Here is a 22,588-nt window from a genome sequence, read left to right as displayed (position 1 = left end):
AGCAAAAAAACCGAAACTGGTTTTTTCGCCAAAAAAGGTTGTCCAAGGAAATTAAAGGTTAGATGTTCCAAAGATCTGGAACTTATTGATCATTTGGTTTAGCTCTTCAGCTAAATCACTTTGTTCCTCAGCTATCTTGGAAATATTTCCAATGGCTTTTGCTGTATCATTCATGCTTATTGAGATTTGTCCTGAATTCGAAGCGCTTTGCTCTGTCGATGCAGCAACTGACTCAATAGTCCTTAAAACTTGCTCAATTGAAGTAGAAATTTCCTCAGCATTTGATTCGAATTTCTGGATTAACTCATATACAAAGTCCATATCTACATCATACTGCAAACTTGTCTCAACCATCTGTACATAGTCATTAGTTACTGGCCCATTAATATAATCCAACAGATCCTGTGCATATTCGGAGAGATTTCCGAATACTGTTTGGACCTCTTTAGTAATTGTTTGAATGCTTGAAACCGTTTTAGCCGATTGTTCCGCAAGTTTACGAACTTCTTCTGCTACAACAGCAAAACCCTTGCCGCTCTCACCTGCCCTAGCAGCCTCAATCGCGGCATTCAGAGCTAATAAATTAGTTTGGCTCGCAATATTAGAAATAATATCTGTCATATTGGTAATTTCGTTAACGATTTGGCCACTTTCAATGGCCCTTAAGATATGCTCTTGTTTCTGGGTATAAATTTCTTTACTAAGATTAGCTGAATTTACAGTATCGGTTTTTAGATTTTGAACTCGTTCCTTGATTTCACGTGTGTGTTCTAAACCTTTATCGGCTACATCAAAGAGTTGCTTGGTAGAATCTAATATAACCTGGCTTGACGCACTCACTTCTTCCGTCGCTGCAGTGTTTTCTTCCATGCCTGCAGCAATTTCTTGAGTCGATGCATTTACCATCTGAGTTTGGGTAGAAATTTCTCTAATAGACGATGAAATGGTTTTACTCTCTGTATTTAATTGATTCGAGTCCTGCAGTATTTTTTTAAGCAAGCCTCTGATACTTTCAATGAATTGATTAAAACTTTCGGTTAGCTGACCTAATTCATCCTTTTTATAGATCTCGCCCCTTATAGTAAGGTCCCCGCCCCCAGCTTTATCCATAAGCGTATTTAGTTGTCCTATAGATTTTACAATTCCCCTGTAAGTGGAAAATAGGAGAACCGATAGTACAATAGCTAAGAATATGCCGAGCCCACCTATTACTGCTAAATCCTTTCTAAAACTATTGGCATTAATATCCGTCTGTTTTACCATGGCTTCATTTTGTGAATTCGTTTTTGCGACAATTTGATTCACCAATGAATCCATATCGTCCGTTGGTTTTCGGTCAATACCTTTCACAAGCCCATCAACAATATGTAAACTTTCCCTGTTACTCCTATCGTAGTTTTTGATGGCTGAAGTATATTTTCCAAAAAGTTCTTTGTGATTCGCTAATAAGGCATCAGCAGAAGTGGTACTCATCCCTTGTTTAGCCATATCTACTTTAAGCTCTGCCAAAAGAGTTTGAACAATATTATTCTCTTGCTGAAACTGGGTGTAGTAATTTTGGAAAGATTCTGGGTCATTACCTCTTATTAACGTATCCTTCCAATCTTGTACTTGTTTTTTAAATTCAACTTGAGCCTGTCTTGATTCGTTAACCATATTAGTAAATGCCATTGTTTTTTGTGCATTATCTAGGTTTAGCTTATTAAGGCTTTCAAAATTGGCAAAAGAAAAAAAGCTAGAGCCTAGGATATAAATTAAAACAAATCCTAGCAATAAAGATAATCTGACACCAATCCCTTTACTATTCTTGCTGCGGCTATTCTTCAAATTTTTTCCTCCTGTTATCTAACATTATGTTATTTTCAAGCTTATTGTAGCTTATATCTATCATGAACTTAAGACATAGCTGCGTTTGAAGAAAACCTAACTTACCTTTTGTAGATCTGCCATAAAAAAACAGACCCTATGGTTTTCAGGTCAATATTCGACATATTTCATAATATTCCTCCACAATATACAATTAATTAAAATTGGCCTCATATGCTCTTTAGCCGGCACCAAAAGTTCTCTCCAATTTAAGGAGAGAGCTTTTTTATACTATAACAATTCCCAATAAGTTTATCATACTGCAATGAAGAGACAATAATTTGTTGAGATGACGCAATTCATCCCCTCCCTAATCGTTGCGACGATTTGAGGGAGGGGATGAATTGCTAACGTAGTTAAAATAGCATTTTTGACCAACCTATAAATAAATATTTCTAGTTAAAATGGTGCAAAATAATACGGTTTAATTACTTGCCGGAACTTCTTATATAGGGAGGTCAACATATGTGTCTAAATAAAATTACTTTTTGGGGTCTAATAAATATTTTCATTCTGGCGTTAAGCTCAGGGGTTATTATGACTACCCAGGTAACCTCTCAGATTCCTTATTATCAAATCTGCACAGTTCATCAACATGGAGCGGAAGGCAAGTTTTTGGCATTTGCCCATGCTTTAGGCATTGATGCTAACACACTAAGTCAAGAATTGAATTCCGGGAAAACCTTGGCTCAGATTGCTTATGCTAAAGGAATTGATACAAAAACTTTATCGCAAAGACTTCAAACCGATTTTGATAATCACATCAATAAGGCAATAATAAGCGGCAAAATTACTACCGATAAAGCGTCTCAAATCAAGGCCCAAAAAGCAATTGAAATAGTACAGGAAATCGAACGGCCACGGACAAGTAAAGTGGATAAGATTCTGCTTAAGGGAAAACTTAATTAAAGAGGTGAGCTTATGAAAACCCTGATTCTTGGTGGCGGAATTGGTGGAATAGTTGCTGCTAATGCTTTAAAAAATTCTATGGGGTCTTCAATGAAGGTAACTTTAGTTGACCGGGAACCAAACCACTATTTCACTCCTTCTTTTCCTCGCTTAATGATCGGAGAAAAGAAGCCCTCAAAAATAACCCGGCAATTAAGTATTTTAGAAAAAAAGAGAATCGAAGTTCTACATAGGGAAATTGAAAATATCGATCTTATCGGACATTTGGTAACTACTAATCGGGAACGACTAGAATATGACTATCTCATTATATCTCTCGGTGTAGAGTACCATCCGGAAACTGTACCAGGATTTAGTGAGTTCGCTTATAATGCTTACGATTTTAATGACGTGGTGAAAATAAACCAAAGATTAAAGAATTTCACTTCCGGCCAGATCGTATTTTTTATTTCCAGCTTACCTTACAAATGCCCCCCAGCTCCTTATGAAATGATGTTTCTTCTTGATCAGCTCTTCCGTCAACGTGGGCTTCGCCATAAAATCAAACTCACTATAGTTACCCCAGACTTTTCACCAGAACCTATAGCTCCACCAAAAGTTGGTCAAAGTGTAAGAAAAATGTTGAAAGATAAGGATATTGAATTGATTACTGAGGCCAAAGTTATAAAAGTTGAAAGGAACTTATTAATATTAGATCACGATACAAAGATTCCCTCAGATCTTTTGCTTGGTATAGCTTCACATTGGACCCCTAAAGTAATACGTAATACAGACTTGGTAGACAAAAGCGGATACATTGAAGTAGATCAATTAACTCTGGAAACAGGTTATCCTGGTGTTTATGCAATTGGAGATGCAACAGCGATCAGGTTACCAGTATTAGGTGCCTATGCTCCGAAAGCAGGATCTTTTGCACATGCCCAAGCAGTTGTAGTAGCAAAAAACATTCGTCAAATTTCACGAGGATTAAAACCCAAATTTCGTTATGATGGGAAAGGCTTGTGCATTATGAATACTGGGTTCAGTCGAGCCCGGTATTCAACAGTTCATTATTATAAGAAACCTCAACCTTATGTTACTTTATTACGTCCTTCAAAATTATCTTATTATGCAAAATTAGCTTTTGAAAAATATTGGTTTAAACGATGGTTTTAGCGTCTCAGCGTGGGTTAATGTCTCTTTATTCTCTAGTCAAATTTTCTTATTTTGGAGTTGAATATCATCAGAAATCCAAAAGCCATCATAAATAATGACTCAATAAGCATTGTTTGAGAAATTCCTATTTTTTGGGAAGTGTACCCAACTAAAATATAGCCAACAGGTAATAAAGTAAACGAGCCGAAGTTATCTAAGCTGGAAACTTTTCCAAAATTCTTTTCTGAAATGAGTTCTTGCATAGAGCTATACCAAATTAACATCATTAATGTAACTGTTACTCCCATTAACATTAAACACAAAATAAGCGCGAAAACATTCTTGAACAGCAATAATCCGGCGATGAAAGAGCCTATTAAGCCAAAACACATATAAGTCATTATGCCTCTTTTATTAATTTGATTGCGAGAACCCAAAAAAGTTGCCATACAAATAGACCCAATACTAAAAAATGACATCGCAATTCCATAATAAAAATCAGGAAGATTTAAAATATTTTTCATAAAGTATGGAAGACTGATATTAACAAAACTAGAGATTATTATATTTACAAATGCGCCCACAAAAATTGTTATTTTGATAAAGTCGTGTTTATTAATCTCATAATATCCTTCTTTTAATTCTGCTCCAAAAACGTGTAATGAGAACTTAGGCTCTTTCTCTTTCTCAGCTTCCCGATAAACTTTAATACAAAGAAGACTTAATACAGAACCTAAAAACGTTAAAGCATCGATTCCAAATCCTAACGAATAGATATGAAGGCTTGCAAATATTCCTCCAATTACTGGTCCCAAAAGTGTAACAAACTGATTAGAAATTTCCGAAAGAGCATTGGCGGAATTTCGAATGTCTTCCTTGAATATTTGAGCTTTCAGAGCGGAGTATGCTGGTTCAAACAGACTGTTAACTATACCTGAAACAAAGGCATAAAAATAAATGGCATAAATGTTTAAAAGTCCGCAAAGGCTCAAAATTGTTAAAATTGAGAGAAGAAGAAAACGAATGACATCAGAAAGAATCATAAGATTTTTACGCGAATACCTGTCTACAATAATCCCTGTCACGGGAAGAAGGAAAACTTCAGGAACTATCATTATAGACATAATTAATCCCATTGATAACAAGGAACCAGTAATTGAATAAACAATAAGGGGCAACATTAATTTCATTATTGAGTCACCAAATTTTGAAGTTAATTGTCCAATTAATAAAGCACTAATTTGTTTATACTTAAATGGTTCTAATAAATTTTTGAACATGAATAACCCCTCTATGTTCTGAATTTGCTCCTAATTAGATTCTCCTTACTTGTTTAGGGGAGTTCCACGTCAGGTCAATAGGACATGGATTCAACTCCCGACTCTCTCCCCACGGAGCAAAGCATGTAGGTCAGCCAGTCCTACTTTACACCCATCAGCAAGTTGTAAGGCTCCCCTCTTGATCATCACATAACCCTGAACTACCTTCCACATTAAGGCCACAGCCGGGTCATCAAACGTGTAATCACGTATCCACGGCTTGGGCTTGGTAAGCCGTCTTTCCTTCTCGAACAGGCGTTCCAAAGGAGTACCGACCACAACCTCGATCTTGTTATAGTTGAAAGCTTCGGGGTAACCAACCGAGCGAAGGAACTCTCCGTTTTGCAAGAGTTCCGTAAAAGATATAGTCGGGTCAAACGGGATAAACCCGATTTTGACCGGCAATCCCCACTCTTTGAGCTTGAGCAAAACCTCACGGTTTTGCTCGACTGTTGTCCCTTTGCCATAACGGTCCAAGATACGTTGCACTCCTGACTCGATGCCCAAGCGAACCTCCACACACCCAACGTCACGCAAAGCCTTGAAGAGATCTTCCTCTACGTTATCAACCCGGCACTCTACCGAAAACTTGAACCGCAGGCCACGCCGCCGCAATTCTTCGATAAAATCCCAAGCCCTCTGAATCCCTACCTCACCGCCGCCGAAGAAATTATCATCCAGAAAATCCAGATGGTTCACGTTGTAGCGCCGCTGCAGATCCTCCATCTCATCGACGACGTTGCCCGCGCCGCGCGGACGCCACTTTGAACCGGGCGACTTGGCATTCATTGCAGCCGGACAGCAAAAGACACAGTGACCGTCGCATCCCCTAGAGGAGATGATCATTGGCAGACGGCCCCATCTGAGGATATGCGGGAGCGTATCCCGCGTCGGGAAAGGTAGCGCGTCGAGATTCTCTATGTGAGGGCGAGGTCCGTTGGTCCGAATCACATCACCTTCACGATAACACAGCCCGAGTATCCTTGAGAAAGAATCTCCGGAGGTTTTCGGGGAGCCGGATGAGTTGAGGGCCGCCAGTAGCTCGGGCAGCGTCTCCTCACCCTCCCCCACCATGAGGCTGTCTAGGCCTTGGACAAAATTAAGAACCTCCGACCCCATCATCGTGGCAGCCGGCCCACCCGCCGTAATATGCCCCAAGTAGCCCTGGCGACGCAGACGCGACACCAGGTCGATCGCGTATGGCATGGTAACATCGAGCAGGCGAAAACCAATTACATCCGGCTGTTGGTCCTGGATACGTTTAAGAGTTGCGGACACATCGAGCCGGAAAAGTGACGCATCAAGGATAATCACCTGGTATCCCAATTGCCTGAGAACGGCAGCTAAGTAACCGAGACCAAGGTTTTCGCTGTGCGGCTCCCAGAGACGGAGCGCCGCAGGTGGGTTTATGAGCATGATTTTCCGGAATGCAACGTGCATGTCAAAGCCCTCCATTCAATTTATACATACAAATAAACTAATCGATCATTTAACCCATTCCGCCCTCTTGCCCCACCGCTCCGGTTAGAAGTGCCACCTCAGGCAGACCCCACCAAGCAGAAACTTGACACTCGCCTGCTGGGAAAAGAAAATGTCTCTAGCCTAAATTATGACATTTCTGAGCTAACAATTTACAAATTCCACATGTTTCCTATTTTTCCTCCCAAGACCGCGAAAATAATCTGCGAAAATCGAAATCGCCAGACTTCCGTAAAACACGGAACATCCTGACGATTTTTAGTCCCTGCTGTTGGCTAGATCGTGGGTTGGTGTTTCTTTATTGTTAATTCATCAGGGGTATTAGTTCCCTCGTCTCGACTGTCTAATGACTCGGTAATTGATACAAATTAACGATGCACCTCCGCTTTTTGTCGTATTAATATTTCTAGTTGTCACTAATAGTAAAAAAATCAGCCAAGAACATTAAGCTCTGGCTGACTTTATTGAATTATATCGTTACAAATAAGCTGTTTCGCCGTGCAGAGTGACATCCAATCCCTTTATTTCCACTTCCTTAGGCACACGCACAGATTCGAAAACATTTATGATTTTTAAGATAAGATAAGTTACACCAAAAGCATAAAGAGCCGTGAAGGCAACCCCTAATAATTGAATTAAAAATTGGTGCAGATTTCCTTGAAGAAGACCGCTCGTACGATTTACGCTAGATATAGCAAATACGCCAACCAGAATAGATCCAAGAATACCGCCGACTCCATGCACTCCCCATACGTCCAGAGCATCATCCCAATCAAGTTTTATGCGTATTTGAACAGCTGCATAACAAACGCCTGCAGCCAGTAAACCGATGATAGCAGCTCCCCAAGGCCGGACATAGCCTGCAGCAGGCGTGATAGTTGCTAAGCCGGCAACTGCACCAGTAAGAACACCTAACATGGTTGGTTTTTTCTCATGAATCCAAGATATGATAAGCCAGGCGATCATTGCCAGGGAACCTGCAATATCAGTATTGACGCAAGCTGTTGCTGCAATACCATTAGCAGCTAACGCACTGCCGCCATTAAACCCAAACCAACCGAACCATAAAAGTCCTGTCCCCAAAGCAACAAAGGCAATGTTATGCGGCGCAGTACTCTCTCCTGGTTGCAAAACTCGTTTCCCGACAAAAAACACTGAGGCCAAAGCAGCAATTCCAGCAGTAACATGAACAACAATACCGCCTGCAAAATCAACAAGCCCCATTTGGGCCAGAAAGCCCCCACCCCAGACCCAATGGGCCACAGGTATATAGACAAAAATACTCCATAATACTAAAAACTTGAGATAACTTTTAAAACTTATTCTATCGGCAAAGGCTCCAGTAATCAGAGCTGGCGTAATTACGGCAAACATCTCTTGATAAAAGAAAAATACCAGGAAAGGTATGGTTGGCCCATAAGCCGGGTTTGGGGTCATGCCCACTCCGCTTAAACCAAAATATTGTAAATTACCAATAATACCATGAAAATCTTTACCAAAGGCTAGACTAAATCCTCCCAGGACCCAAATGGCTGTCACGATTCCCATAGAAACGAAGTTCTGAATCATGATTGTCAATACGTTCTTCTTTCGTACCAGGCCACCGTAAAAAAATGCTAAACCCGGGGTCATAAGACATACCAAAGCGGCACTTATTAAAACAAAAGCTGTATCCCCTGTATTAATCATTATAATCCTCCCATTTATTAATTATTAAAGTCAAATAAATCTTAAACTAAAACGAAGGATTAATTAATACGGGATTTACTGTATTAGGCGGCAATTTTCACTGTATTTAATTTTCACTCAATTAAATTATACCTCAATTATATGATTTCGAACTGCGTATAAAACTAAATCCGCAAGGCTTTTAAATTCCATTTTATGCATTATATTAGACCTATGAGTTTCCACAGTTTTTAAACTCAAATTTAACATGGTGGCTATTTGTTTGTTACTATTTCCTTCAGCAAGAAGTTGGATTATTTCTCTTTCTCTTGAAGAAATAAGTTCATCTGGCTCTCTTTTCTTAAGATTAAAATTCTTTACAAAGCCGGCTACGACAGTAGAAGTAATATCTGTCGAAAGATATATTCCATCTGCTTGTACTATTCTAATTGCCTTTAATAATTCTTCGAGAGCATTATCCTTTAAAACATAGCCACTAACATGAGACTGATAGGCCCGAGCTACAAATTCTTCATTTTTATGCATTGTTAAGATTATTACTTTTATTTCTGGGCAATCTCTTTTAATCCGTTCAGCCACTTCCAGACCATTAAGCCGGGGTAGGGAAATATCAAGTATAGCTATATCCGGTTTTAAACGCAGAATCTCATGCAGTGCCGTCTGCCCATCAGGGGCCTCGCCAATTATTTCTATATCATTTTCTTGTTGGAGTAAAATAAGTAATGATTCTCGGAGTATTTTATGATCATCTGCTAAAAATACTTTAATCTTCAAAAGGCACCTCCATCATCAATGAAGTTCCTTGGCCTTCTGCCGTTATAATCTGAAGTCTCCCTCCCAGCATTTGTAATCTTTCCTGAATCGAATTCAATCCCAATCCAGTATGCACTCCATCAGCTTCAAAACCTACTCCATTATCGCTGACTTGAAACAAATACAAATTCCTTTTAAGCCCTACAAAATTAACGTTTACCATGGTTGCCTGAGCATGTTTTAAGATATTTGTTAAACATTCCTGAATTACTCGATAAATATTCAAGATCGCAGCATCCTCCCAAGACGGCATTTCCGTTAATAAATTGAATTCTGACTTGATCCCTGTAGTTTTTTCAAAATTCTTTATTAAAACTTCAATTGCAGTACTAAGACCCTTTTCACTTAAAAAAGCTGGTTTCAAATTAAATAGCACAGCCCTAATATCCTCAATAGTCTGGGTTGCAAGGTTAACAGTTCCTTCGACCTGACTACTTAATCTATTATCTTTGTACTCAGTTTTAACCTTATTGGCAACCATACCCAATTGTAATTTTAAAGCTGCCAAGGATTGCCCAACCCCATCATGAATATCTCTAGCCAACTTAAGCCGTTCATGCTCCTGCGTTTCCACCAAAAGTTTAGCCTGTTTCTGCAATAATTGATTTTGAGCATGAATTTTAAGGTTGAGATCTTGTGTTAAATTTTCAAAATGTGTCATCTTCAAATAGTCTTGCCATGAATAAATATCAGCAAATTCAACAATGTTTAACCCTTTGTCCTCTTCTTCTTCAGTTACCCGTAAGCCAATTGTTTTTTTGATTGTATAAAACAATAACAGTCCTAAACCAAAAGCCCAAACAAAATTAAGTATTACCCCTGCTAATTGAACTAGAATCTTAACTATACGTGTTTGGCCTCCAAGAAATTCTGCTGGAGTGAATAAAGCTAATAATATGGTTCCTGCAGCACCTCCAAAACCGTGTATAGGTGCTGCACCCACAGCATCATCTAGTCCCAGTTTTTCAATCAATAAGCTAGCTAATATAACGACCGACCCTGAGATAAAACCTACCATAACCGCATGAGATGGATAAAGATAATTAGAACCAGCCGTTATCGCCACTAATCCACCCAAGGCACCCGAAAAAACAGCTTCCATATAACTATGATCTTTAATGAAGATACTGGTTGTCAGTATAGCGCCGGCAACACCTGCTGCTGCCGAAAAATTAGTATTTAAGAGGATTAGCCCAACTCTGTCATTAAATTCCAAAAGGCTTCCCCCATTAAACCCGAACCAACTAAACCATAAAATAAATGTTCCGAGCACAGCAAAAGGTATATTCGATCTCCCTAATTTCTTAATCTTACCATTAGCATCCCATTTGTCCTTGCGCGGCCCCACAATGATGATTCCTGCTAAAGAAACCCAGCCCGCAGTGCAATGTACGACTGTGGCTCCTGCAAAATCCATAAATCCCAACTGCTTTAGCCAAGCTGACTGATTGGTAAACATATCTGCCCACACCCAATGCCCATATAAAGGATAAATAAATCCTGCCAGAAAAACGTCGGCAATTAATAGAGGTAAAAGTCTAGTTCTCTCCGTCATACTCCCAGATACAATAGTTACCGCTGTTCCAGCAAACATTAATTCAAAAAATACAAAAACAAAGCCTAGAGAATTATGCGCATGAGATAGGTTATTGAGAAACCAGAAATCACCGCCAAAAAGCCCCCAATGACTGTTTCCAAACATAAGTGCAAATCCTATAAAACAATAAACTAAAGTTGTAATGACAAATGTAATGATATTTTCAATAGCTACACTAATTACATTTTTTGATTGAATGAAGCCAACTTCATAACATACAAACCCAGCTTGCATAAAGAAAACAAAACATGCACTGACAATAATCCATAAATGATTAATACTCATGTCTTATATTTCACTCCAGCATAACCATTAAAAATTCACAAAAAGATTATCTATGTAATGGAATGGATTAGTAAGATTACATTTCGCTTTATATTTCGCTTATCAGGAAGCATTTCACTAAACATCCGAAATCATTATAGTCCATTATTATCTCCAGCAATTTAATAAATATCCGTGACGAACATTCCGAACCAGCAGACAAACAAGTTCCTCTTCCACATTGGCATAGAAAAAAACCTCTGATTCAATATCGAAAATATGTGAGAAAAATACAGGAGCATTCCTGTAAGGGGTAGAACAGGGATGCTCCTATTTAAAGGGATATTCCTATTTAAGTTTAATCATCTAACCCACACTTTTGATCATCATGAGTAGTAAACGCAAGCCCTATAGGTAGATGACCTGACCAGCCGAGCTAACGACGACAAGGTCCTGGAACAACACCTAGATGTCGATGACAATCTTGCCGTGCACGTGCCGGCCGGCTTGAAGCTCGACCGCCGCGCGGATCTGCTCCATCGGAAAACTTGCTGCGATGGGCACACGGAGCTGACCCGCCGCGACTAGGCGAGCAATCTCATCTATGGCGCCAGGGGCAGCATTAGCACCGTTTGCCGGCGTGATCCCGTTGACCTGTGCAGCGATGGTGGTGATACGCTCGTCCGGAACGCCAAGTTCTCGTGCCGCCTGCATAGTGTCTGTCCCATATAGGTCGATCGCCGCAGTGACGCCGGCGGGAGCCAGGGCGCGGAGTCGGTCGACCATGCCGTCGCCATATGTGACCGGCTCTGCCCCGAGGGCACGCAGGGCATCGGCCGAGGTCGCCGATCCCGTTCCGATCACTCGCGCGCCCGCGAGCCGAGCGAGCTGAACGGCGAACACACCGACCCCGCCTCCCGCGCCGCCAATGAGCACCGTGTCGTCCGGGCCGGGGTTGATCACGGCGAGGGCGGCGGAGGCCGTGCAGCCCGCGATAGCAAGGGTGGCGGCAGTGCGATCGTCGACACCGTCGGGGGTGTGGTGCGCGTCGCCACCCACCGCGATGGTCCCTGCCACGTCTACTACAACGTAGGAGGCTACCGCTCGGGATAGAGCTCCGCCGAACACTCGGTCGCCGACCGCGAACTCGGTCACACCGTCACCAACCTGGTCCACTATCCCAGCATAGTCGGTTCCAAACCCGGAAGGCAGGCTCAAGCCGAATCGAGTGGCGGTGTCTGGGTCGGAGGTCATGAACCAGTCCATCGGGTTCAGTCCGGCCGCGGTGACGCGCACCCGAATCTGCCCAGATCCAGCCTGCGGCACGGGTACTTCTCGGATGTTGAGGACCTCAGGACCGCCGAATGACTCGAGCTGAACCGCTCTGCTTACAAAATTACACATAAAAAATTCTCCTTTAACTTTGATACTGCAAGTTACATTATTAAGATATTGTAATTTGCAAAATTCATATTACCATATTGCGTTATAAATTACAATATATTGTTTTCGTAACTTGTCACTAAAATATAAAAGGTATTGCTTCCGTTCTCAATTTGACCCCGTTTTTTTAAAGTATGGTCAAATTCTTGAAATACCAATAACTAACGCCCTCAACAATCCTATTAGGATTTAACTTATCTTTTTATGAGCTTTGTCAATCTTCGAGAAAAACCCAGTCCCATCTCACTAGCCACCCTCTCCTGCTCGATTCATTTATTTGGATTTGCCTTATCGTCCCCGTTTCACTTTCAGCGTATGTATCATTTGATAACCGGTGTTACGATAGCTGAATATGTGCGCAGAAGAAGGCTTACACTCGCTGTACAGGATATTTTATCCGGCAAAAAGATTATCGATGTAGCCTATAGGTATGGCTATGAAACGCCAGAAGCCTTCACAAAAGGGTATATTCAGAGTGGTTCCAGCTACTGGATATCAGCATGATTGTAACACACCAGGGCTTGAGGTTTATCCAGAAGGTGATATGCGCTCTCCAGAATACAGATGTGAGTATTGAGTTCCGATTAAGAAATAATTCTTTTCAAATTGTCATCCCCTTCACCCTCAATCCGCTCTTTAACTCATAATAAAAATGCGTTGGCGAGAAAGACTTCTCAACCAACGCATTGAATATATTTGTACATTTTACTTCTGAAAAAATACTCACTATGAAGTAACATCAACATGCTTAGAGTTGTCAATATGTCGGGTTTGAAATCACATTAACAGTCTATGCGCCATAAAAGCCTAAAAGCACAGGCAGAATAACTAGGCCTGTGCAATAAAGTGGACTAAATACTGTCAAGGAACCTATGATTATAAAAATAACAGCTACAGCCGCTACTAAAAATTTTGAAGATTTTCCGCAAATTTCATTCTCTTTATCAACTAAACTTTTAAATATAAGACGCACGAATCCTTAACTACAAAATATCGATATGCTCTCCTGCAAGTGCTTTGTTCATACTTCTTATCGCACAAAACTTTCCACACATGGAACAGGTATCTTCATGCTCAGGCTTCCTATCCGCTCGGATTTTTTTTGCCGTTTCCGGGTCAATCGCGCATTCCCATTGTGCTTCCCAATCAAAAACTCTTCTTGCATCTGCCATCCTGTCATCAATCTCCCTTGCCCCTCTTACACCCTTGGCAATGTCTGCTGCGTGGGCAGCAATCTTGGAGGCAATAATGCCCTGCTTTACATCCTCTAAATTCGGCAGTGCCAGGTGCTCTGCAGGTGTCACATAACATAAAAAAGCTGCACCAGCTGAAGCTGCAATGGCACCCCCGATTGCTGATGTAATATGGTCATGGCCAGGTGCTATATCCGTTACCAGTGGCCCTAATACATAAAATGGTGCCCCATTGCAAATAGTCTGCTGGATTTTCATATTGGCAGCAATCTGATCAATCGGCATATGGCCCGGTCCTTCCACCATTACCTGGACATCCTTTTCCCAGGCTCTTTTGGTTAGTTCACCAAGCCGCACAAGTTCCTCAATCTGACACACATCGGAAGCGTCTGCAAGGCATCCCGGCCTGCAGGCATCGCCTAATGATATTGTCACATCATATTCACGGCATATATCAAGAATTTCGTCGTAGTACTCGTAAAAAGGATTCTCTTCACCAGTCATGCACATCCATGCAAATACCAGAGAGCCTCCTCTGGATACTATATTCATTTTTCTTTTATGCTTTTTAATCTGTTCTATAGTTTTCTTGGTAATACCGCAATGCAAGGTTACAAAATCAACCCCGTCCTCGGCGTGAAACCTTACTACATCAATGAAATCTTTTGCTTTAAGGGTGCTTAAATCTCTCTGATAGTGGATTACAGAATCATATACCGGCACCGTTCCTATCATAGCCGGACATTCCGCTGTAAGCTTTCTTCTGAAAGGAATTGTATTTCCGTGTGATGATAAATCCATAATTGCATGGGCCCCCATATTAACTGCTTCCATCACTTTTCCCATTTCCATATCATAATCCTTGCAGTCTTTTGAGACGCCGAGGTTTACATTGATCTTTGTTTTCAGCATGGAGCCCACTCCCTGCGGATCGATACATTTATGATTTTTATTTGCACATATTACCACTTTTCCTGCTGCAACCAACAGCTTCAGTTCCTCAACCGTCATCAGCTCTTTTTGGGCTACTTTTTTCAGTTCTTCAGTAATAATTCCTTTTCTTGCAGCTTCCATCTGCGTTGCATATTCCCTCATTGTCATTTCTTCCCCTCATTAGTATTCCATGCGTGGTTAAGCGGTTCGCTTCCTTTTTCCAGATCTATGCTTTTAGCAAGAGCCGAAGCAATGGCACTGATAAAGTACATCCTGATCAAAGATGTACTCGTAATCATGCCGTCACCATCTTTTCGGTTAATCCTTTGAGCTCAGATGTGGCCTTTTCAATGTCTATCTGCGCAAAGATTGCACTGATTATGGCTATTCCGCATATTCCGGAACCTGATAATTCCATTACGTTATCTTTGCTGATACCGCCAATCGCCACGACAGGAATACTGACAGCTTTACAGATTTCCTTTAAGGTTTCAGAGCTCACATCCTCAGCGTCAGCCTTGGAGCCGGTAGGAAATACAGCCCCGACTCCTAAATAATCCGCGCCTCTTTTTTCTGCCAATACTGCCTGTTCCACCGTCTGTGCCGATACTCCAAGAATTTTATTCTTGCCTATCAGTTCACGTACATTGCCTGCCTCCATATCATTTTGCCCTACATGGACTCCATCTGCATCCACAGCAACAGCTATATCAACATTATCATTGATGATCAAGGGGATATGGTAGTTTTTACACAAGCTTTTTATCTCTTTTGCTACCTCAAGGAATTTTCCATACTCCAGTTCTTTTTCCCTAAGCTGTATAAAGGTTGCACCGCCTTTCAGCGCCTTCTCCACCACACTTCCGAGAGTCCCATCACCCAGCCAGGACCTGTCCGTAACAGCATACAATAACAAATCCTTTTTATCGCACTTCATACCTTGCTCCCTTTTCCAGTGTTTCTCCGTCCATATTATAGATGGCATCAATAATTCTGTTCCGATATGTAGCATTTCCATCAGAAGGCTGCATATTGCTCCATCCAATTTCTCCTGCAAGACCCATGGTACACACCGCTGCTGCAACTGCTTCAAGCTCATTTTCAGGATTGGCTGCAAGAAAGGCCGTCATCATTCCGGAGAGCTGACAGCCTGTGCCTGTGATTTTGCCCATTTCCGATCTTCCATTTCTGATGACATAACACTTATCTCCATCCGTAACAAGGTCAGTAGCTCCCGTCACTGCTATGATGCCGCCTGCCTTTTTCGCAAAGACTTTCACAAACGCAACAGTGTTATCTAGAGAGGCTTCCGTTATGGCATCTGCAACATCAGCGTCAACGCCCTTCGTACTTCCGCTTCCAAGTGCTAAGGTCTTGATTTCTGAAATATTTCCTCTGATTGCATTAAACTTGATCTCTTTCATCAGCTTTACTGCCGTATCTGTACGAAGCTTGCTTGCTCCTGCGCCAACCGGGTCAAGCAAAACCTTATGTCCTAGTTCATTTGCTTTCTTTCCCGCAAGAAACATGGACGGTATTGTATTTCTGTTCAGCGTTCCGATATTAATGTTCAGGCCGCCGCAAATGGAAGTAATTTCTTCTACATCCTCCAAATCATCCGACATGATCGGACTTCCCCCACACGCAAGAAGCACATTTGCAACATCGTTCACGGTTACATAGTTTGTAATATTGTGAACAAGAGGTGCATTTTTTCGGACATTTTCAATACATTCTTTTATCATAATATCTCCTTTCGTAAATACAAACTGAAAGGCATGTCAACATAAAAAACTGCATACATACCAATGAAAGTATATATGCAGTAATCTCTGCTAAGTATATCCCTACGTTGGCATTACCCAAATCAGGTTACGGGTCTAAGCATTCAGCTTACTCTCAGCCTGCTTATCGCAAGCTCCCCTTTGTATTTTCTTGTAATTATACTACAGCATAACGAAAAATCAACCTTGAATAATCACATACGCATTTTAAGTTTCGCATTTCAAACCCCATTAAATATAACTTTTATGGTGGTACCTTTTCCAAGATCACTTTCGATTTCTATTGAAGCGTCATGAATTTTCGCAATTTCCGCACATAAAGAGAGTCCAAGTCCTACTCCATTATTCGCTCTTGATCTGGATTTATCAACCATAAAAAACGGCTCAAACACTTTTGGTATCTCCTCTTTTGGTATCCCTATTCCGCTATCCTTAACTTCAAGAAATATCTTTGACTCGTCATTTTTGAATACCCTGACAGATATTCTGTCGCCACTCTTTGACGCCTTAAGGGCATTATCAACAAGGTTTAGCAATAAAATCTTGATTAAATCAAGGGGCTTTTATCTCCTTTATAATAAATAACCAGTCGATGGAGTGCTCGTGTACAGGTAATGTAGAGTAATTGTCTATCAAAATCATTCGCATAGTTTTCTTTACTAACATCATAAGCGATCACAACATCAAATTCTAATCCTTTTGCCATATAAGTTGGAATAACCAATGTACCTTTTGTAACTTCCCCTCCTTGAGGTTTAATAAGTGTTAGTAGCACCGATTTTTTCAACCGACTAAACACCTTTTCGGCATCTTCTTGAGTTTTACATATGACGGCTACGGATTCATACCCTTGCTCAGTAAACTTCGCTAGATCTTCAATAATCGACTGATCCATCGCCTCTAATGTTTCTTGAGGTATGACCTTGGGTTCCTCACCATGACGTTCAATAGAAGCATAACCGTGTTGGGTACCTTCACCTAGTAGAGTCTGTGCAAAGGTGTTGATTTCACAGGTCGACCTATACCCTTTATTTAATGACAGCTTAATTGTCTTACCTTTATTGAGTATCTCAGAAATATTGTCATATAGTGAACCGTCTGTTGTTTTTTCAATCGTCTGATGGATGTCTCCTAAGACAGTATAGGTTGCATTATTGTACAACATCTTAAAAACCTCGTATTGCAGAGGAGTATAATCCTGGGCTTCATCAATGACCACATGTTTGATCCCGGAAACCACATCATTCCCTTCGATTTTTAACTTCAAATAAAGAAGCGGGGCATAATCTTCATAGTACACTTGCCCCTCTTCTAGATTTTGCAAAGTTGTTGAAATAATTTCTTCAATAGTTTCCGGAAGTGTTAGACCTTGCGCCAGCTTGAGCAAAAGCCCACGGTTCTTGAACAGCAGCATATACAAGTCTCTATAATCAACGTTCGTGAATTTTTGAATTCGTTTCCGGAAAGCCACGGCTTGTTTGATGGCTAACAATCGGCTAAAGGACTTTATTTCAAACTCATGCCCTTCACTTTTTTCCACAATCTTTTCCAAGCGTTGGAGTCTCTTTTTCTGTAATGGGTGGACTTTTTTCAAGAGGGACGTTTCGATGATTTTGAGCTGTTTTGCCATCGGTATACCAATTTCATTGTGTAGAAAACGGTTCTTTAGCTGTTGCCTCGTCGCTAGGATTGTTCCATCATAATAGACATCCTCAAAGGGAATAAGCCGATGGGCGTAATGCCATAATAGTCTATCAAGAATTTGCTTGAATGCCCTCGAACCCTTGAAATCGATGCTTTGCCGCCGAACGTCATCACTCGCCTTCCCTCGGGAATGTATCAATGTTTCAATCTGCATGTCCCTTGTTTCTTCCCCAAACCTGCCTTGAAAAGCCTCAGAGATTAAATCGTCAAATACGCTTTGCTTCACGTTTTCTTCCCCCAGCTCAGGAAGAACACTCGAAATATAGTGACTAAAAACGGTGTTGGGAGATATTATGACGACTTCATTCGATCGCAGATTGGAATTAAGACCCTCGTAAAGGAGAAAGGCAATCCTATGCAGTGCAATCGATGTTTTGCCACTACCCGCTGCACCTTGTACAATTAAGAGCTCGTGATCCCTATCCCTTATAATGACGTCTTGTTCCTTTTGAATTGTTTCGATAATATTTTTCATTTTGGCTGAAGTATTATGGCTTAGTACTTCCTGCAGTATTTCGTCAGTAATCCTGACACTGCAATCGAAAAAGTATTTTAGCTTTGAATCTCGAATCTTATATTGCCTTTTCAGAGAAACATCTCCCCGGCTAACCCCTGACGGTGTGTCATACATTACTTCACCTAGTTCATACCTATAAAATATACTTGAAATGGGTGCGCGCCAGTCATAAACGTAGACTTGACCCGTGTTCCTATCCATTAAATTGTAAAGTCCAACGTATATTCTTTCTTTTTCACTAAACCCTTTTTCTATAAAATCAAACCGCCCAAAGTAAGGTGAATTTATCATTTTTTTGAGGTTCTGGATACGCCGTGGATTGTAACTAGCGATATAATTATTTATTTGCATAGAATGCAGGTTTATATCTACAAGACTTTCAAAGTCACTCGAAGCGTGAAGGGAGTTTTCGTACATATCCTTTCTAGCGGCAATCAAATCACTCTTTTTCTCTTCTAAATTCTTCGCTTCTTTTTCCACTTCTTCCTCGATAAAAGCCAATGCCTTCCTGAGATACTCAATCTCCGCGTGATAATTTTCTTGGTAACTGTCCATCGGATCACTCTCCTAAACTAAGAATCTTGAAGAAACAACTTGACATCACTGTATAATTTGTGTTATAATATATTTGGATATTGTATAATTTTTGTTCCACCGCGTCTATTTCTTATTATATAATAAATAAATCTTCAAGTATAGCAAAAAAAAATTTTGAGCGCTGTCAAACAGACAGTGATAAAATCATCATACTAAGAACTAAGAAGTTCGACTCCGATAATCTATAGGAGTCGAACTTCTTAGTATTTTTTTACTCAAAACAAAATGCGTTGACGTGAGAACCTCTATATTCTCACATCAACGCATTAGATATATCAACCGTATTATTGGCCCATAACAAACTTATAATGAAGTAACAATAACACACGCAGTAGATTATTTATTGAAATAGTGACCTTGATCCAAATCCGCAATTAAGCCCGGCTGCACCGGGTTCCATCCCAATATCTCTTTTGTTCGTGCGGAGTTTCCCGGCATTAGATTTGGAATATCAAGTGCAGCCAATGCACCAAGAAATCCGAAGTGAGCATTTGCTTCTTCACGGGAAATGCTTACCACCGGAACGTTTAAGTGTTTTCCGATAGTACTGGCAATTTCACGAAAAGGAATTCCTTCTTCGCCTCTTCCCGTAAAATATGAACCAGCCGGTGCTTTTTCTATTGCCAGACGAAAAAGCTTAGCAGCATCAAGCCTATGAACAGCCGGCCATCGATTAGCTCCTTCTTCAACATAGGCAGATACTCCTTTTGAACGTGCAATACCGATAAGTTGCGGAATAAATCCATGGCTATCCGCATCACTATGCACGGAGGGTGCAAGACTAATGACAGCGGAGCGAACCCCTCTCTCAGCTAGAGCTAATGTAGCCTTATCCGAGGCATCCCCATTGGCATGTGCAGTGGTCATAAATGGTTTTCCAGTATCTATAAGGGTTTCTCCTATTGCGTTAATTACATTTAAATCAATAGCAAGGGATCCTGCAAAATCTGAAAAATCATGTCGAAAAGCCATATGAATAACACCTTCAGCCATGGAAGCACCTTTACAAAGACATTCCGTATCTTCCAGCGTCCCCATCAGTGCTTCCGCTCCTACATTTTCTAATTTTTTGGCACCCTCTTCCGAACGTGTTAATCCAATCACTTTATATCCAGCATCAATGAGTTCTTGGACAACAGCAGAACCGATATAACCTGTTGCTCCAGTGACAAAAATACGCATCGTAAAATCCTCCTTAAAAGTTGATCAGTATACTCTGGATAACCAACCATCAGTTCACCAATAACCTGCATATTTTCAGGCAAATTCAGAATATCAAGCAATGGCTTATATACAGAAGCAGCACAAATATCAAAGAATCCAATAATGCAGGTTCCACACCTATGGATGGCGCAAATAATTCTAATTACAGGTTAAATCTTTTAATATTTGTAACTGCAAAATGAATTATATCATCTTAATTCACAAATTACAATACGTCAAATATGTAACTTGTAACAAATTTCATATTATTTTTTGCGTCTATAGGAATATTATATTTGATAACTGTTGCAATGAAAGAACGTGTTATAAATGTTCCCCCTTTCGGCTTGATTATGCTTTTGCAAAGCATGTGAAAAGTCCCGACATACAAATAATGCCCACAACATTTCCTATTTGGAACGTCAGGGGCTTAAAAGTTTACTTCATTGTATTTGGAGCTTTGTCAACCTTCTGGAAATACCTAGTTTGGACCCTCGTGTAATCGTTATGAGAGGAGAAGGCTAACCGTCCTCGCCTGCGCGATTCACTTTTTAGGATTTTTAAGTCCTCTTATTAGAAGATTGACCACAGATTCTATGTTTTGTTTTCGATCAGGATCTTCGAATGAGTTTGGGTGGATAAAAGCGCTGGTTGCAAGATATACAGATCTTGCCGCCTGATAAGGAAATTCTGTAAAAAATATACCTTCTGTAATCCCTTGTACTATAATCTCCTTAATTTGATTAATTCCGTCTTCTATACCCTTTTCTATTACTTCCATTGAGTTTTGAGCCAGTTTAATGTAATTTGCAAACATTTCCGGATCATTAATGGCACTGCGACGTTTAGCTTCCGCAAAGTCTTCGAGTAAATGAAAAAGCTTAATATCAGCAGGACTATCTTCTTTTAAAATATTTTTTGAAGGAGCATGCAAATTTGCAAGCCAGCGTTCTGTAACTGCATTCCAAAGGGCAGTTTTCCCATTATAATATCTATAAATGGCAGCATGGCTAACTTTTAATGATTTTGCTACGTCAGTGATATTCGCTTTATCTGGTCCAAAACGGCGAATGACCTCTTCTGTTGCATTGAGGATTATTTCTTTATCTAACGAGATCTTATCCAATTTCATCACCGATTTCTCTTTTAATAGCACAATCATATCATGATTAGTTTTGTGTTTCAAGTTACAATAATCGTAACGCTGCCAATTGTATACATTTGTTAGTTTCAACTGAAGTAATTATTGGCCACTATACTTGATTAGCGTAGTTAATTCTAAAAAAAAATTACACGATCAATTATATTGTATTAGCAATTTCTTTTATATGGTTTTTATCGGCATACAGCAATAAATAATAGCATTTATACCCATCAATTTGTATAGGTAAAGGGGAATTTAATTATTAACTTAACATCTCCTTTTTCTTCCTTTGGCTGATCATTTGATGGAGTAATCAGACGAGCCTCTTGTCCTTGAATTTTTAGTTTTGTAATAGACGGTGCTGTTCCATATGGCATCAATTTATGATTGGCATCATTTTCAGCTACTTGATCTATAGTCCACTTCTCCCCATCAAGTGCAGAGATCTGAAAAAAGCCATCGTTTCCTTCATACCTCGGCGGCTGCGAAGAGGTTTTATTTGGTATCCAGGTTGCAGGATACTGCAAAGAAATATGATATTCCTGATCTGAAAAGATTTCTGCTTTGTAATGGCATCCCGAAATAAGCCTATAACTAACAAAATCTTTGTAGAGATATACCTACCAATGTATTATTTATTTCAAGAAACAACAGACGGATGACAACCAAAGCTATTCAAAATGTTGTTAAAAAATATATTATTGCATCCTGTCTTGACCCTAAATCCATGCGAGCCTATTTTACCTTTGATGGGGCGCAAATACATTCCAGGGCAGGCGCACGGCATAATTACCCGCAGGCATCGATACCGTGTTGCTTACCCCCTCATGCTGTGACCCACTGTGCCGGCGTGCGGTGAGGGTGAGCATGGGTACCATCTTCCAAGTGCCATGGGCCCGTATTGGCAGCGAGCCCTCGCTGCGGCCGCAGCAGGGCATGAAGAGTCTGCGCAAGCTGGGCTTTAAGACTTTTGGCAACTTAGGGTCCGGTAAGCTTTTAT

Annotated in this window: 18 protein-coding genes, 2 pseudogenes and 1 riboswitch; of the genes and pseudogenes, 4 read left to right on the top strand and 16 right to left on the bottom strand. The window is 40.5% G+C overall.

Annotated features, from left to right (window positions below):
• Positions 1-51: 51 nt before the first annotated feature.
• Complete coding sequence (locus ACPUYX_RS03775; protein WP_426378393.1) at positions 52-1,827, bottom strand: methyl-accepting chemotaxis protein; 1,776 nt, start codon at positions 1,825-1,827, stop codon at positions 52-54.
• A 504-nt stretch (positions 1,828-2,331) separates the two neighbouring features.
• Here ACPUYX_RS03775 and ACPUYX_RS03770 point away from each other — a divergent pair.
• Positions 2,332-2,775, top strand: coding sequence for a hypothetical protein (locus ACPUYX_RS03770; protein ID WP_426378392.1), 444 nt, complete (start codon positions 2,332-2,334; stop codon positions 2,773-2,775).
• A gap of 12 nt (positions 2,776-2,787) precedes the next feature.
• Positions 2,788-3,930: an NAD(P)/FAD-dependent oxidoreductase gene (locus ACPUYX_RS03765; RefSeq protein WP_426378391.1), complete on the top strand. Its 1,143-nt coding sequence runs from the start codon at positions 2,788-2,790 to the stop codon at positions 3,928-3,930.
• A 32-nt stretch (positions 3,931-3,962) separates the two neighbouring features.
• On the opposite strand, the gene ACPUYX_RS03760 is transcribed toward ACPUYX_RS03765, so the two are convergent.
• The 6 genes from ACPUYX_RS03760 to ACPUYX_RS03735 all read right to left on the bottom strand — a co-directional run bounded on the left by ACPUYX_RS03760 (position 3,963) and on the right by ACPUYX_RS03735 (position 12,474).
• Positions 3,963-5,189, bottom strand: coding sequence for an MFS transporter (locus ACPUYX_RS03760; RefSeq protein ID WP_426378390.1), 1,227 nt, complete (start codon positions 5,187-5,189; stop codon positions 3,963-3,965).
• Positions 5,190-5,279: 90 nt separating this feature from the next.
• Entirely contained in the window at positions 5,280-6,668 is a 1,389-nt protein-coding gene (locus ACPUYX_RS03755) for a B12-binding domain-containing radical SAM protein (RefSeq protein WP_426378389.1), read from the bottom strand.
• A 516-nt stretch (positions 6,669-7,184) separates the two neighbouring features.
• Positions 7,185-8,396, bottom strand: coding sequence for an ammonium transporter (locus ACPUYX_RS03750; protein ID WP_426378388.1), 1,212 nt, complete (start codon positions 8,394-8,396; stop codon positions 7,185-7,187).
• A 126-nt stretch (positions 8,397-8,522) separates the two neighbouring features.
• On the bottom strand, positions 8,523-9,170 hold the full coding sequence (locus ACPUYX_RS03745; protein WP_426378387.1) for a response regulator transcription factor: 648 nt from the start codon (positions 9,168-9,170) through the stop codon (positions 8,523-8,525).
• Positions 9,160-11,091, bottom strand: coding sequence for an ammonium transporter (gene amt, locus ACPUYX_RS03740; protein WP_426378386.1), 1,932 nt, complete (start codon positions 11,089-11,091; stop codon positions 9,160-9,162). Before amt ends, ACPUYX_RS03745 begins: the two co-directional genes overlap by 11 nt.
• Before the next feature lie 444 nt (positions 11,092-11,535).
• Complete coding sequence (locus ACPUYX_RS03735; RefSeq protein WP_426378385.1) at positions 11,536-12,474, bottom strand: NADP-dependent oxidoreductase; 939 nt, start codon at positions 12,472-12,474, stop codon at positions 11,536-11,538.
• A gap of 324 nt (positions 12,475-12,798) precedes the next feature.
• Between ACPUYX_RS03735 and ACPUYX_RS03730 the strand changes: the two are divergent.
• Positions 12,799-12,981, top strand: a pseudogene (locus ACPUYX_RS03730) (helix-turn-helix domain-containing protein); the annotation flags it as partial.
• A 515-nt stretch (positions 12,982-13,496) separates the two neighbouring features.
• On the opposite strand, the gene thiC reads toward ACPUYX_RS03730, so the two are convergent.
• The 9 genes from thiC to ACPUYX_RS03685 all read right to left on the bottom strand — a co-directional run bounded on the left by thiC (position 13,497) and on the right by ACPUYX_RS03685 (position 22,115).
• Complete coding sequence (gene thiC, locus ACPUYX_RS03725) at positions 13,497-14,801, bottom strand: phosphomethylpyrimidine synthase ThiC (protein WP_426378889.1); 1,305 nt, start codon at positions 14,799-14,801, stop codon at positions 13,497-13,499.
• A gap of 2 nt (positions 14,802-14,803) precedes the next feature.
• On the bottom strand, positions 14,804-14,938 hold the full coding sequence (locus ACPUYX_RS03720) for a hypothetical protein (RefSeq protein ID WP_426378384.1): 135 nt from the start codon (positions 14,936-14,938) through the stop codon (positions 14,804-14,806).
• Entirely contained in the window at positions 14,935-15,576 is a 642-nt protein-coding gene (gene thiE, locus ACPUYX_RS03715; protein WP_426378383.1) for a thiamine phosphate synthase, read from the bottom strand. The genes ACPUYX_RS03720 and thiE overlap by 4 nt, the downstream gene beginning before the upstream one ends.
• Positions 15,563-16,384, bottom strand: a complete 822-nt coding sequence (thiM, locus tag ACPUYX_RS03710) for a hydroxyethylthiazole kinase (RefSeq protein WP_426378382.1) — start codon at positions 16,382-16,384, stop codon at positions 15,563-15,565. The genes thiE and thiM overlap by 14 nt, the downstream gene beginning before the upstream one ends.
• An 83-nt stretch (positions 16,385-16,467) precedes the next feature.
• A riboswitch (TPP riboswitch) is annotated at positions 16,468-16,574 on the bottom strand.
• A gap of 70 nt (positions 16,575-16,644) precedes the next feature.
• The gene (locus tag ACPUYX_RS03705; protein ID WP_426378381.1) at positions 16,645-16,959 is read right to left on the bottom strand and encodes a sensor histidine kinase; all 315 of its coding nucleotides are present in this window, start codon (positions 16,957-16,959) and stop codon (positions 16,645-16,647) included.
• Positions 16,960-16,970: 11 nt separating this feature from the next.
• Positions 16,971-19,199, bottom strand: coding sequence for a HelD family protein (locus tag ACPUYX_RS03700; protein ID WP_426378380.1), 2,229 nt, complete (start codon positions 19,197-19,199; stop codon positions 16,971-16,973).
• A gap of 378 nt (positions 19,200-19,577) precedes the next feature.
• Positions 19,578-20,423 (bottom strand): SDR family oxidoreductase, encoded by an 846-nt coding sequence (locus tag ACPUYX_RS03695; protein WP_426378379.1) that lies wholly within the window; start codon positions 20,421-20,423, stop codon positions 19,578-19,580.
• Positions 20,424-20,988: 565 nt separating this feature from the next.
• The gene (locus ACPUYX_RS03690) at positions 20,989-21,576 is read right to left on the bottom strand and encodes a TetR family transcriptional regulator (RefSeq protein WP_426378378.1); all 588 of its coding nucleotides are present in this window, start codon (positions 21,574-21,576) and stop codon (positions 20,989-20,991) included.
• A gap of 242 nt (positions 21,577-21,818) precedes the next feature.
• Complete coding sequence (locus tag ACPUYX_RS03685) at positions 21,819-22,115, bottom strand: hypothetical protein (RefSeq protein WP_426378377.1); 297 nt, start codon at positions 22,113-22,115, stop codon at positions 21,819-21,821.
• A gap of 271 nt (positions 22,116-22,386) precedes the next feature.
• Between ACPUYX_RS03685 and ACPUYX_RS03680 the strand changes: the two are divergent.
• Positions 22,387-22,557 (top strand): annotated as a pseudogene (locus ACPUYX_RS03680) (TrmH family RNA methyltransferase); the annotation flags it as partial.
• Positions 22,558-22,588: the final 31 nt, after the last annotated feature.

This window comes from Desulfosporosinus sp. SYSU MS00001 (assembly GCF_049943955.1).
GTDB lineage: Bacteria > Bacillota > Desulfitobacteriia > Desulfitobacteriales > Desulfitobacteriaceae > Desulfosporosinus.
This window is presented reverse-complemented; position numbering and strand designations above follow the sequence as displayed.